Genomic DNA, 14,076 nt, shown 5'->3' with positions numbered 1-14,076 from the left:
TGTCAGAATTAGAGTTTGGTTGAATCGAGAATCAGTTTCTCCGATCCTTTTTTGATTTCAATTTTACGTGAATTGAACAAGGCTTTGCAGTAAGGATTGTCGTAACGGTATTTCCATCTGAGTTCCTGTTCTTTTCCTTTTATAGTAAACGGAGATTGCCAGCCAAATGTTACATTTCCGATAGACGGAGAAGTATAATTAACATTTAGTTCCTGGCAAGACACTTTAGCCGATGAGATCGCATTTACAAATTTAGTAAAGTCGCCCCATTCTGTTTTTGTTCCGGTCTCGCAGATCCAGATGTTTTGCCGGCCCGATGCAAGTAAATCGCATATATCTCCTCTTTCACCCGCCTGATATGTAGTGGCATTTTGTGAATAGAGCGCTACGTAGCCGTCTTTTTTGCGTCCGAAAGTCCAGTTACCTTTTATCAGTACTTCATCAAAATCATTTTTGGGGAAGTAGGCATGTGTATAATCGTTTTTTTGGTTTTCGGGGATGTTGTAGATACATACTACTACATTTTTGTGCTGTGCCGCCCGTGGTAGGATTTCATTACCTGCCCAGTAGTTTGGCGAATATTTCAGGTTTTTGCCTCCGGGGTGATTGGTGTAGACGATAGCACGGTTGCCCAGAGTGGCCTGCCAGATGTGTTGTTGATAACCCGGAGCTCCCGGACGGTAATCCTGTACACTACTGAGCATATATTCCGGGGTACGATAAGTTTCCACGTTGGCTTCGGATAAAGCAAAACGGTCGAGGTGTGAATTTACCAGTTTACCGTAGGTTTTAATCTGTTCTTCGTACTTACGGATATATTGGTCGTAGTTACGATAGGGCCAGGTGTCGTACTTTTCTGAGATCTGTTTGGACATTTTGATTGCCAATGGGTGAATAAATTCCTGCATACCCCAAAAGAGGTGACAGTCCAGTTCATTGTCATAAGAGAGTCCGTAAGAGGGTGCATCTTCCACATTGATACTTATACGCTGACGGTTGAGCATGGGGCGCTGATAATCGATAGCGATTTCCTGTATGACTTTGGGACATTGATATTTACTGGTGGACAGGGCAATGGGAGCCATTACTTCATCACGGTCGAAAGTGCCGACTCCGAACATCAGCTTTGTCAGCGGAGAGGTATTGTGTGAGCCATTGATAAGAGAATGAGCATACATACGTCCGCTGGTAGAACCCATCATGCCTTCGAAATTATTCAGAGCCATGTCGAACATCAACAGATCCAGCACCATACCTGCTTTTTTGCGTATAGCTTCGTCTTCGGCATAATCATACAGATTGGCGAGTAGCATTGCTTCTACCTCGTAATAGGTAGACAGCCATTCGCTGAATCCGAATCGGAACCGGAAATCCAGCCACCGTTCCAGGCGTTCTTTGGCATGTTGCACGTGCTGTACACCATTCATGCCATTGGTAAATATCCTGTCTTTGTAGAGCTGTCCGGCAAGCAGTTCGGCTGTGTGGTAGAGTGCCTGATGGTTTTCCGTATGATAACACCGGTAGGTCGTATCACGGCGTCCGTCGTCCCACCAGTATTTAAAGTCGAGTACGCAAGCCTCTATCTCTTTTTTAAGATGTGCAGGAATCACTGTTTTTTCCCGGTCCATATAGAGGAGCCGTAGCATACCGTTGATTGAGAAGTCATTACAGTCGCGGTTAGAACGTACCAAAGCAACTGCTTTATAGGTTGGTTCATCTTCCATTGGCTGGCCAATGGCAACACGGGCTATCTGGTTGAAGATTCCCGTTAGGAAATCTTTTCGCCCGTGTTCGGCATAATATTTCAGGAAGCTTTCTTTCCGTTCTTCCGGACTTGCTTTAGGTGTATACCAGTATTCATCTTTTCCCTTGGCTTGTATGGTTTGTAAAAGGGAGAGTATAAAAAGGATACTTACTGTGATTATGTGTTTCATGATTCTGTCTGATTATTTATTCATACTTTCCTTCCCAGTTGTAGGGGAAAGGGATTCTTTTGTAATATTCAAGTGTGTGTTGTGGGTGTTCGTATTGTGACGGTATCGGTCTTTTAGAAAATGTCTGGAAATAAAGAACACAGCCGTCTCTCCACCAGATAGCTTCGTCCTCCTGTACTTTTAGTAGTTGTTTGACGTGATTGAATCGTTCGGCATCGATTTTACCTTCCATAGAGTCCCAGAGTTTACGCATCCCGCGTACCTCATCTACTCCTTTATAATAGTATGCTACCAATTCGTCCCATAAGATTTTTCCGGACGGCATCTTGTAATCCCAGGGCAGGTGATGGAACCATAACAGATCTTTTTGCGGGCAGGTATTCAGATTTTCAAGTATCTCTGCCAAAGGTTTGGCATATTGATTGACAACATTGCTCCCTTTGGAAGTACGATCTACGCCAATACCGGTTTCGTCCGCTTTATGATAATCTTTGGCATCCCAGTGAGGGTCTTTGTACCAGGGGCCGGGACCGTAGTGAGTCGCAAAATTCATGATATGATTCAATCCCAGCGGATTGCGATAGTTTACTACCGTTTCGCGTGATTGCTGCATCATTTCTTTGATCGGATTCACAAAGCTTGTATTGTTATTGAACGTCATACGCAGCCATTCATCTGCCACTTCTTCTGACGAAAGTTCCGGATTCCACGCCATGCGCCCGAAAGCATACCAGTTGGACTGTCCGAACAGATGTCCGCACCAGTTGATATCCGTACCGATATTGGCAACTCCCGCAATGCCGGAGATGCCGTGTGAACGGTTGTAATCTTCCAATACATTGGCAACGGTTGTCCCTTTTCCTTTGGTGTATGTATCGGCGTCCAGACACTCTTCGAATAACGGACCCAGATAGGCGAGGTTGGTAGCATATCCGAGGTACTCTTGCGTTATTTGGAATTCGAGCATCAGTGGTGTCTGAGGCATTGCTCCGAAGAGCGGATGGAAAGGTTCGCGTGGCTGGAAGTCAATCGGACCGTTTTTGGGCTGTACAAATACGTTCTTATTGAATTTTCCGTCCAATGGCTTGAACTCTTCATAGCCATTGCCCGCACGGTCTACGTTCCGGGAGTTTTCGTATACGAAGGCACGCCACATCACGATACCGCCATAGGGCTCCAGTGCTTCTGCCATCATGTTTGCTCCGTCGGCATGCGTGCGTTTATAGTCCTGAGGACCCGGTTGCCCTTCGGAATTGGCTTTTACGAGGAATCCTCCGAAATCAGGGATATACTTATAGATCTCTTTCACTTTATCTTTCCACCATTGGCGTACTTCCGGGTCCAGCGGATCGGCTGTATTCAAAGCTCGCAGTTCTTTCGGGGCACTGAAACGGGCTGTCAGATATACCCGGATGCCGTAAGGACGAAAAACATCTGCAAGGGCGGCTGCCTTTATCAGATATTCGGTGGTCAGGCTGCGTGCGTTGGCATTTACATTGTTCAGAACGGTGCCATTGATACCGATAGAAGCGTTGGCACGGGCATAATCGCGATAACGCGGATCGATGTATCCCGGTAAGCGCTGCCAGTCCCAAAGTGTGTAGCCTGCATAACCGCGTTCGATCGTTCCATTCAGGTTGTCCCAGTGGTTCAGCATACGCCTTTGCAGTTTGGGCATCTGCGTGATGTTTAACTCTTTGATATCCGATTGGGTCTGCAAAAGCCGGAGGAAATGAAAAACACCATACATTACGCCCATGTCCTTCCGGGCTGCAATAACGGTACAGGGCGTTCCGTTTACCTTCAGGGTTTTGATGAGGAATCCTTCATCGCCCAAGCCGGATATTTCGTTGGTTATCGCATGGATACCGGATAGTACTTTTGAGGAAGCCGGAGTACCTACCAGCAGTGTACCTTTGGAGATACCGTCTGTTTCCGGCAAATTAGTATCCAACAGGCCATCCAGTCCTTGTTGCAGTTCCTTTTTTGCTTCTGTCAGTGTGGCGGAGTTTACAGGGAAGTTCAGTTTAGCTAACGTTTTTGAATAACTGTTCAATAGTTGGCTGTTGTCTACTTTCTGATAACGGAGCCACAAGTCGTAGCCATTCTCTGCATGCAACATTGGCATACAGAGAATCAGGGCGGCTATATAGACGAGTTTTAGTTTCATATTCCGGGATGTTATTTGATGACACCGGCCCATCCGCCGTTGCGTACCATTTTGATGGTAAGCTGTGTCGCATTGTTTACTTTACTCTCCCTTTGCTTATAGTCCATGGCCTGGCGGTCGGCATTGATACCATCTTCAAACGAGGTGAGGGTGAATGATTGACCGGCAGGCAGGAAACTCAAGTCGAGATTGATTGTACGCCCTTCGTTGTTGGTAATACCACCAATGAACCATTTGTCACCTTTTCGTCTGGCTACCACTACGGCTTCACCTACTTTGGCATAAAGTACTTTTGTTTCGTCCCAGGTGACGGGAACGCTGGATATGAACTCTGTACACGGGCGTTCACGGTAGTAGTAAACCGGATTGTCTGCCAACATCTGCAAACCGCTTTCGAAGACTACGAACAATGCCATCTGGTAGGCACGTGTACCCGAACCCATGGCGTTGGCACGTGTGGAACGATTGTCTTCCGGTTGAGCGGAAAGCATTGAACCGGGCGTAAAGTCCATCGGGCCTACTGCATTGCGCATGAATGGCAGATAGATACTGTTGGCCGGGCGGCAGTTGCCTCCTTGTTCCATGCCCAATACCCCTTCGTATGAAAGTACATTTGGATATTTACGTTCCAGTCCGGCAGGTTTGAACGAGCCGTGAAAGTCAACGAATAATTTATGCTTGGCTGCTTCTTTGGCTACGCGTTCGTAGTAATTTACCATCCACTGGTCACTACGATCCATGAAGTCAATCTTTACTCCGGCTACTCCCCAGTCGGCAAATGTCTTGAAGAGGTCGAAGTTGTTCTCTACGGCCAGCCATGTCAGCCAAAGCACGATTTTCACATTGCGTTCTTTGCCGTATTGAATGAGTTCGGCTAAGTTGATGGTCGGGTTGGGAGTATACGGATCACGGGTACTTTTGGCCCATCCTTCATCCATAATGATATAAGGTATGCCGAATTTAGAGGCGAAGTCAATGTAATATTTGTAAGAGTCCATGTTATACCCCGAACGGAAATCTACTCCATACAGGCGGGCATCGTGCCACCATTCCCAACTTACCTGTCCGGGCTTGATCCAGCTGTAATCTTCGAGTACACAAGGAGTAGACAAGTTGTAAACCATTTCGTTCTCCAACAGTTGTTTGTCTTCTTTGGTAATCACCATGAATCTCCAGGGGAAACTACGTTTACCGGCTGTTTTGGCTATATAATCCGCTTCTTTCAGAATCTTGAGACTGCGGTCACCATCTTCTCCGAATTCCAATGGTACTTTTGGGAAAAGAGATTGCATTCCATTCCGTCCGGTGCTCTTCAGAAACATACAAGGATAGTCGTGCAGGTCTGCTTCAGAAATCAGAATCTTGTAAGGCTTGTCCGTTTCTAACAATATCGGCAGGTAGCTCATACGGTCGGTAGCTTTGTATTCTTCCGAATTTACGTGCGTATAAGGATATTCGTAGGAAGTTTTGAATCCGTTGGGTTGTGACAAATGGGCCTTATAGTTAGCCGGAAAGTTTAGTACGAAATCTTCTCCCATGACAATGTTGTCACCTTTCTTATCGGTGATGAAACGGTAGGCCACTCCATTATCGAATACGCGGAACTCTACAGCGTAGTTGCCGGCAAAGTTCATTCGTAGTGTGTTGCAATGGTTCTTTACAACAGCGTTCTTGAGTGGAATTTCACGTTTTACACTTTCGTCAATGACTCCTTTTTTGGTACTGCGGAGCTTGGGATTATTACCGAGTGTTTCATTCTCCAGTTGGAGGTTGAGATAACAGTCTTTCAATAAAAGATCATTCCCGTAAGATACGGAATAGTAGATTTTGTCTTTTACATCGACAGAGATGTTCAGTTCTCCATTGGGCGATTTTACGTCTATCACCTTGGCAGAGAGGTGGCTGCCCCACGCAGTGGCGAAGGTTAGCAGCAGTGCAAAGAGTTTGTATACTTTCATGGCTATTGAGTTTTTGTTTTATTTTTCAAGGAAGGCATTTACGCACCACAGTACAGGTGCTTGTCCGTGCATATTGCCCGGAAGGGTTTTCCGGTTCAGGTAGAATTGGCGGTCGTTGGTTTTATTGGTACCTTCACATACGCCATCGATGTCTCCGTTTTCATCAATGTGCCCGATCAGAGCAATCCATGCTTTGCGTACCAGTGGAGCATAGGTTGCTTCGTCCAGCCAGCCCTTCTTTACGCCTTTTACCATGGCATATACGAACATGGCCGAACCGGAGGTTTCCGTCCAGGTAGTTTTGTCGTCTACCAATTGTCCCCATAAGCCATCCTCCTTCTGATAATCGCGCAGGCTGTTCATCATCCTCCGATAAGATTCCAGTATTCTTTCCCGGTTCGGATTGTCTTCCGGAAGCATGCCTAAAAGTTCCGTCATTCCGGCAGCCATCCAGCCATTGCCACGTCCCCAGAAGAAGGGAACATCTTCAGCGTGGTAGAATAAACCATTCGGACGTTGTATCTTGTCGAGGTACTTCACCATTTCGGCAGCAGCACGGTCTATGTATTTACGGTCTTTGGTAACGAAATAGGCTTGCGACTGAATGGCCGAAATCATAAACATATCGTCAATCCAGTAGCGGGTTTGCCAGGACAACCCCTGATCCAGCAAAGCCTGGTACGCTTCACGGTGTTTGGTGTTACGCGGCATTTTCCATTGTTCGTCTGCATACCACATTCCCATGTGGTAGTAAATCTCCTTACCGGTTTGTGCATATAGCTGGAGCGGGATAGTACCGAATACGGTATGATCTACATGATCCGGTAGGGGTTGTAGTCTGCGTTCCGGACCAAAGATCGGCAGGAAACGTTCTTCCAGTTGGCGGAGGAGTTTCTTGTTTTTGGTGATATGCGCGTAACGCAAAGCACCAAACCATGCACATGTTTCCGGATAGGTGATTTCATTAGGAGGTGCCGGATTACCGTTGAAATTGGGATGTGGGACGGCTACAAACCGTTGGCTTACTAACTCACCTACTTCTTGCGGCGAACAACCCTTGGGCCATTTCCTAAACTCTTTTTGTGCCATCAGTAGTGAAGGCAGACAGGCAACCATTAGCGCGAGCATCCCTGCCTTAACGAATTTTTTACGTGTTTCCATGTTCTATATTTGTTTTATTTCAGATTCATGTTTCCCAGATTTGCGTACATTTCCACCATTGCCGCCTGATTAAGCAGCCATTGCTGTTTTTCTTTCTTTTCTCCGCTCCAGTCACTGTTGATGAGTCCATTGTCATAGCGGGCACTTTCCCATGCCAGTTCCAGATTGTCGGCAAAGATTTGCAGATATTCCGGATTGTTATCTTGCAGATAGAGTTCTATATATCCTCTCATCATGATAGCCACGAACCATGTTCCCCGGTTGCGGAAGAACCTGATATCTGTACCGTCCTGTGTCTTGAATGGTACTGTGAAGTAGTTTATTCCTGCACGGGCCACGTTTTGTGCTTCTGTCAGAAATTGACGGTTGCCGGTTAGTTTGTATAGCAGACTGGCTGCTTGCAGCATTTGTCCCGTATTATATGCATATTTCTCTGTGCCGGTGCGTCCGTCTGTTTTGAGGTTGTCGAAGTAAATGTAATCCGAATCCTGTAAGTTTACTTTTGTCCATGTATATAGCTCCAGTCCTTTCTGATAATAGGCACTGTCCCGGGTGGTCTCAAAAAGTTGAAGTGCCAGTACGGATGCGGGTGCATTGGAGCAGGTATTCTTTGATTCCTTTTTTTGCTCACACCAATAGATACCTCCGTTTAGTACATCGTCATTACCACTCAAGAGGAATTTCCATATTTCTTCCGATTGTTTCAGGTATTTCTTATTTCCTGTCAGGCGGTAAGTTTCGAGGAAGTCAATGCCTAACCAGATATTATCATCATAGAAACGGTCGGAATGCCCGGCCTCACTGATGTAGGATTGAAAACAGGCAGGAGTACGGGTTGTGTCATAATAACATTCTAATCCGGGAATGATTTTCTCCTGTAGAAGTGCCTGATATTTGTTGTCTCTGGTTGTTTTGAGTAGTGCATTTACTCCTGAAAACAACCCGGAGGTAGGCCATAAATAGGCTACTTTGTCTTTGGTAACCGTATCTGTAGAAGCCAGGTAGGTTACTTTATCATTGGAACTTTTAGGATAATTCTCATTAAATAAATTGCCCCCTTCTGCCTGATAGTATTTGAAGATACTGTCGAGCAACATTTCAGAGCGGGCAATGGAAGTGTTGTTCTCCTGGGTTACGGACGTTTGGCATGCCAGCAAAGAGATTGCCAGAAAAAGTGCACTGATTGCTTTGGGTAAGAATGATTTCATACGTCTGCTATTCTATTGAAATTTACCTAAAGGGAAATTTGGTTTTTAGAAAAGAAGAGAGTCTGTGGCTCCCTCCTTTTTTTCCTGAACTAAATCCTACCTTCTTTTTACTTTAAAAAAACTATATTCGTTCTCAAAAATCACTTCACAAATATAGGCAGTTGTTTCTCAGTAAATATTCACAGTTTTGACAATAGTGTATAGGGGACAACTTTAGCAGAAATGGAGACAAAGGCGATATGGGGGTAACTGTATGCATTTATGCCATATTTGTATTCATATAGGCACATATGAGGGTTTTCCGTACAGGGAAGTACGGTGGACGATGGATTATCGTTAAAATGCAGATGAATACAGGTTTGTGCAGACAAATAGATAGATGAGAAAGAGTGTCCGTCTTTTCATCTGTGCTGATTCGCGATTATCTGCGTTTCGCCAGGTAACGAAACTCTGTGAAACTCCTGTGGAATTTCAAATTTAGTTCATACTATGACAGCGTTTTATTGAAACGCAAATGATCGCAGATTTTCGCAGATTAAATAGCTGCGCTATACTTGAGCGATGATATTCTTTGCGTGAATCTGCGAGTTTCTGCGTTTCAATAATAATATCATATAATTTAGAACGATTACTTATAGATAAGAATTGTAGTATATGCTATGTAGCAAAGTATCAGGATGCTTCCTTCTATCCGCGTTATAGTACGTTTGGCGAAAAAGAGCCCGAATAACCATAGCAGTACTCCTGAGCCTACCAATACCAACAAATCGAAATTCGTAATGCCGCTTAGGCTGAGCGGAGTGATGGATGCACTACATCCAAGTACAAAGAAAATGTTGAACAGGTTGCTGCCGATAGCATTTCCGATAGCTATTTCCGGATTCTTTTTCAATGCGGCAACCACCGAAGTTGCTAATTCGGGTAGCGAAGTACCTCCTGCTACCAACGTCAGTCCGATGACTGATTCACTGACTCCCAAGCTGCGGGCAATATTACCGGCTCCTTCTACAAACCATTGTCCACCGAAAATGAGCCCCGCAAGTCCACCTATGATATAGAGCACCGAGCGCCATATGGGTAACTGGCGTATCTCCTCATCTGCTCCTTCACTCTTACCGTTGGATGCGATGGCAAAGGTATATCCTAAAAAAATAGCGAAGAAACACAGAAGCAGTAGCCCGTCGGTGATGCTGAGCACGTTTTGGGCAGCATGGTCCAATAGAACATCATTGGCGCATATCAGTAATACGATGGAAGAGAGAATACAGAGAGGGATCTCTTTCTTTAGTGTGTTCTGAGTGATGACGATAGGAGCAAACAATGCAGTGCAACCCACTATCATCAGTGTATTGAAAATATTGCTTCCCACTACATTTCCGATAGCAATATCTGCACTTCCTTTTAATGCGGAAGATACACTGACTGTCAGTTCCGGGGCTGAAGTGCCGAATGCAACGATTGTTAATCCGATGACAATGGATGGGATACGAAATCGTTTGGCAACAGATGCGGCTCCGTCCGTCAGGCCATTAGCGCCTATTAGAATGAGGAGAAGTCCTCCGATGAGAAGTAATATATCCATTTGGGTCCTGATTTTTGCTACAAAGATAACGGAATTAATTAAAACTGGAACCGTGTTGAGAATTATCGGACGTATCTTTTTGAGCAAATAATATATTCATTCCCACTGAAATATCAAAAACATTCCGTATGTTTGGCACGTTTATTTGTCTATAGCAAGGTTAATAAGTGTTTTTTGTATGAGGAAGAATCGTTTATTTTGTCTTTTCATCTCTTTGGTATTTACTATCGGAGCGTCTGCTCAGCTGGTCGAGAAAGTTCGTGAATTTCTTGGTGACGATACGTTGAAAACTCATTCTGTCATAAGGAGTGATTCTGATTCGGCGAACATTGCCGACATGAAAAGGGAACTTGAAACTGCCAGGCTGAACGAAGCCAATATGCGGATGGAGATGGAACAACTGAAATTGCAGGCATATGCTGCTGATTCTGTAAAATTGGTTCAGCAAAAGTTGCGTATAGACTCATTGCGTAAGTTCACTCAAGGTGTTCCCGTGGTTGTGGAAGGGGATACGCTTTTTTATATATATGCCAAACGGGGCGGACATACCCCCCAACAACGGGCGGTGATGAATGCCACTGCTATCACAGAGTTGGGCAAGCGATTCAATCTCAAGCCGGATTCCCTGTATTTGGAGAGTAGCGACATTGTGACCGATTTAATGTATGGCGATAAAGTATTGGCTTCATTTACTGATCAGGACGGGTTGTGGGAAGGTCGCACACGTGACCAGCTTGCTGCCGATAAACGACACATAGTGGTAGACAAGCTGAAGGATATGAAAAAAGAACACAGCTTGTGGCAGTTGGGTAAGAGGATTATATTTTTTGTGTTGGTATTGCTCGGGCAGTATCTGCTGTTTTGGGCTACTACTTGGCTATTTAAGAAACTAAAGATACGTATTCAACGATTGAAGGACACAAAGCTAAAGCCTATTTCGATTCAGGATTATGAATTACTGGATACTCAGAAACAGGTTAATCTGCTTATATTCCTGGCCAATATATTGCGTTATGCCTTCATGTTGCTTCAGTTAGTTCTTACGGTCCCCTTGCTATTTTCCATTTTCCCGCAGACCGAAAAGCTGGCCTATCAGATATTCTCATATATCTGGAATCCGGTGAAAAGTATATTTGGTGGGGTGATAGATTATATTCCGAACCTGTTCACTATTTTCGTAATATGCCTTGCTGTGAAATACTTGGTGCGGTTGGTTCATTACCTGGCTACAGAAGTACAGTCTGACAGATTGAAACTGAATGGCTTTTACCCGGATTGGGCGATGCCTACTTTCCATATTATACGTTTCCTGTTATACGCTTTCATGATTGCGATGATCTACCCCTATCTGCCGGGTTCCGATTCGGGAGTCTTTCAGGGAATTTCAGTCTTTGTCGGACTGATTGTTTCATTGGGGTCAAGTACGGTGATTGGGAATATTATTGCCGGGCTGGTTATTACCTATATGCGTCCGTTTAAGTTGGGAGATCGTATCAAGCTGAATGATACCACCGGGAATGTCATAGAGAAAACCCCGCTTGTGACACGTATTCGTACGCCAAAGAATGAGCTGGTCACTATTCCCAACTCCTTCATCATGTCTTCTCATACAGTGAATTATAGTGCATCGGCACGAACCTACGGATTGATTATTCATGCAGAAGTGAGCATCGGATATGATGTACCCTGGCGTAAAGTGCATTCGTTGCTCCTGAAAGCAGCACAAGCAACGCAGGGAGTCGCGGCGGATCCCGAACCGTTTGTACTTGAAACGGAATTGCAGGATTGGTATCCGGTGTATCAGATTAATGCGTATATAACAGAGGCGGACCAGTTAGCACAGATTTATTCCAATCTGTATCAGAGTATTCAGGATGTATTTGCTGAGGCGGATGTTGAGATTATGTCTCCGCATTATATGGCAGTACGCGATGGAAATGAGACGACTATTCCTAAAAGCGGATTGAAACCGGAGGAGACTAAAGAAGGGTAAAACCGAGATCATATCGTTTCTCATTCAGAAAGTTGGCAGCCTACTGTATATGGGCTTTATTAGGTAATGCTTGGAGCTATGTAAAGTAATATTGTCATTCATGCATATCCCGAAACGATAAAATGCGCTTCTGTAACCTCTTGATTATCAATGTCTGTTTGGCCTCTTTTTCTCCCCGGAGCCGAGCAGCCTCCTCCTCGAAGCCGAAGCACCTCTTCCCCGGAGCCGAGGAACGTCCTCCCCGGAGCCGAGCGGGGCGTGCAGCTCCGGAGAAACATCCTATGTAAAATAATAGAACTTTGTTTGGCAAGAACTTATTATTTATGCGAATCAGTGGTTATTTATAAAGAGTCAGTTAATCCTGTATCGGATCTCTTATTCATTCTATACTTTACTGCATTTTATAAATACCTTCTGCTCGTTGGATAGAGTGGTTGCAAAAAGATAAACCTCCCCTCCATCCGACAACTTGGTTCGCTTTCGTATTTCTGCTACCGTAGCCGGGAAATTACGAACGGTGATATTGGCTTTCTTTAGCTCCCCGATGGTTTCTTTTATTTCTTTCTTATTGAAGGAACATTGTCCGGTTATCAGGAAAGATCTTCCCGGAAAGTTCTCTATCCACAGATCCGAAGTGTAGAGATGGCTGTTCGGATGCAGCTTCTTTACTTCATACCGGGAGGCAATATTGCGAAATGCACCCGCTTTAAGGATGGAAGCATTCGGCTCATACAGATACTTACCAAGCTCTTTGGTATAGAGACATTCGGAAGTAAGTTCCCCTTCCCGGGTGAAAGTGAAGGTTTGTTTCTCTTTGGAGGTGAGATTGATGCAATGGATAGGAATCAACCGGGAGGGTTCGTTTCCTATTATCAGCAATAGCTCTTTGCACTCATTGTTTACCGAGATGACATGCACCTCCCGGGCGTGCTTCATACTTTTTAGTGCAAGGGTAAGGTCCAGCATGGGTGATAACTTGATTATGATCTGTTTGCCTTTGCTCAACAATAACTCTTCTAACTCTTCTACATCAGGTTCACAGTCTGATATGGCGATTGTCTTTCCTCCATGTTCATTCCGGCGTGCCGGATCAATAAAAATACAATCCACCGGTTCCATCTTTTGTAAATGAGCTACTCCGTCTTCATTATATACCGTAATATGTTTCAGCCCGAGTAGGGGGAAGTTATGTTTTGCGATTTCACAGAGCTCTTCTTGCCGTTCCACATAGGACACTTTACGAAACCTGCTTGCCATAAAAGCACAGTCTATCCCGAAACCTCCGGTCAGGTCGGTTAATGTCTCTCCGTCTGCCAGCGTCGATTTGTATTGTGCTGTTATTTCAGAGGAGCATTGTTCCATCGATAGATGACGCGGATACCATAGCTCCTCAATAGATTGCCACGAAGGTATTTTATTGGCAGCAGCCTGTCTTCCGGCTATTTGTACAATAGCGGCAGGCATATCCACGTCCGGATATCTGGGAGCCTGTAATGCTAGTAGCCGGACGTCATCCCGACTATGGGCACGAATAAACTCGATAGTAGGTTGTGATAGTTGTTCCATAAATTACATGAGATCTTCTTCCTGATCTTTATAATGAACATCGAAGCGGCCGTTAGTGATCCGGCCTCCACTGAATGTTCCGCTGATGATATTTCGTTCCGTATCAAAACGGGTGATGGTAACTGTTCCGTTTTTTAATTTCTCTTCTCCAAAGCGTGCGTTAGTAAACTCCGATTCTTGTCCTTCCTGAGGAGATACTATGGTAAACCGGATGTATCTGTCTTGCTTTACCATGACAGATACGTCTACTTCTGCCTGCTTCTCATTGTATAAGAATTTGATTGACGGACTGTCTACGGAAGGGCCGAACCAATAACCGTAATCCCGGTATCTGCCTCCGACATATAACCAGCCGTCTATCAGGCAGCCAAACGTCTCTGCACCAATAGTAGTAGCAGGTGGCATCACTGTAATGTCTACTGTTTCATCTTCTCTGTCACAACCGATACAGCAAAGAACGGAAAGAAGAATGAGGATATATTTCTTCATCATATTGTATATATT

9 protein-coding genes are annotated in these 14,076 nt (G+C 44.8%); 1 reads left to right on the top strand and 8 read right to left on the bottom strand.

What is annotated here, in order from left to right; all coding sequences use genetic code 11:
* Positions 1 to 8 precede the first annotated feature (8 nt).
* The 6 genes from K8P02_RS17695 to K8P02_RS17670 all read right to left on the bottom strand — a co-directional run bounded on the left by K8P02_RS17695 (position 9) and on the right by K8P02_RS17670 (position 10,013).
* Positions 9 to 1,934 (bottom strand): hypothetical protein, encoded by a 1,926-nt coding sequence (locus tag K8P02_RS17695; RefSeq protein WP_002558361.1) that lies wholly within the window; start codon positions 1,932 to 1,934, stop codon positions 9 to 11.
* Between the two features lie 16 nt (positions 1,935 to 1,950).
* Positions 1,951 to 4,104 (bottom strand): alpha-glucuronidase family glycosyl hydrolase, encoded by a 2,154-nt coding sequence (locus K8P02_RS17690; protein WP_195349121.1) that lies wholly within the window; start codon positions 4,102 to 4,104, stop codon positions 1,951 to 1,953.
* Between the two features lie 11 nt (positions 4,105 to 4,115).
* Positions 4,116 to 6,062: a glycoside hydrolase family 97 protein gene (locus K8P02_RS17685; protein ID WP_007482918.1), complete on the bottom strand. Its 1,947-nt coding sequence runs from the start codon at positions 6,060 to 6,062 to the stop codon at positions 4,116 to 4,118.
* Positions 6,063 to 6,080: 18 nt separating this feature from the next.
* The gene (locus tag K8P02_RS17680; protein ID WP_002558358.1) at positions 6,081 to 7,223 is read right to left on the bottom strand and encodes a glycoside hydrolase family 88/105 protein; all 1,143 of its coding nucleotides are present in this window, start codon (positions 7,221 to 7,223) and stop codon (positions 6,081 to 6,083) included.
* A gap of 14 nt (positions 7,224 to 7,237) precedes the next feature.
* The gene (locus K8P02_RS17675) at positions 7,238 to 8,431 is read right to left on the bottom strand and encodes a glycoside hydrolase family 76 protein (RefSeq protein WP_002558357.1); all 1,194 of its coding nucleotides are present in this window, start codon (positions 8,429 to 8,431) and stop codon (positions 7,238 to 7,240) included.
* Between the two features lie 628 nt (positions 8,432 to 9,059).
* On the bottom strand, positions 9,060 to 10,013 hold the full coding sequence (locus K8P02_RS17670) for a calcium/sodium antiporter (protein WP_025866864.1): 954 nt from the start codon (positions 10,011 to 10,013) through the stop codon (positions 9,060 to 9,062).
* Between the two features lie 178 nt (positions 10,014 to 10,191).
* Between K8P02_RS17670 and K8P02_RS17665 the strand changes: the two genes are divergently transcribed.
* On the top strand, positions 10,192 to 12,006 hold the full coding sequence (locus tag K8P02_RS17665; RefSeq protein ID WP_002558355.1) for a mechanosensitive ion channel family protein: 1,815 nt from the start codon (positions 10,192 to 10,194) through the stop codon (positions 12,004 to 12,006).
* A gap of 384 nt (positions 12,007 to 12,390) precedes the next feature.
* On the opposite strand, the gene K8P02_RS17660 is transcribed toward K8P02_RS17665, so the two are convergent.
* The gene (locus K8P02_RS17660; RefSeq protein ID WP_195449059.1) at positions 12,391 to 13,572 is read right to left on the bottom strand and encodes a THUMP-like domain-containing protein; all 1,182 of its coding nucleotides are present in this window, start codon (positions 13,570 to 13,572) and stop codon (positions 12,391 to 12,393) included.
* Between the two features lie 3 nt (positions 13,573 to 13,575).
* Positions 13,576 to 14,064 (bottom strand): hypothetical protein, encoded by a 489-nt coding sequence (locus tag K8P02_RS17655; RefSeq protein ID WP_002558353.1) that lies wholly within the window; start codon positions 14,062 to 14,064, stop codon positions 13,576 to 13,578.
* Positions 14,065 to 14,076 lie beyond the last annotated feature (12 nt).

The organism is Bacteroides nordii, assembly GCF_019930665.1.
Classification (GTDB): domain Bacteria; phylum Bacteroidota; class Bacteroidia; order Bacteroidales; family Bacteroidaceae; genus Bacteroides; species Bacteroides nordii.
This window is presented reverse-complemented; position numbering and strand designations above follow the sequence as displayed.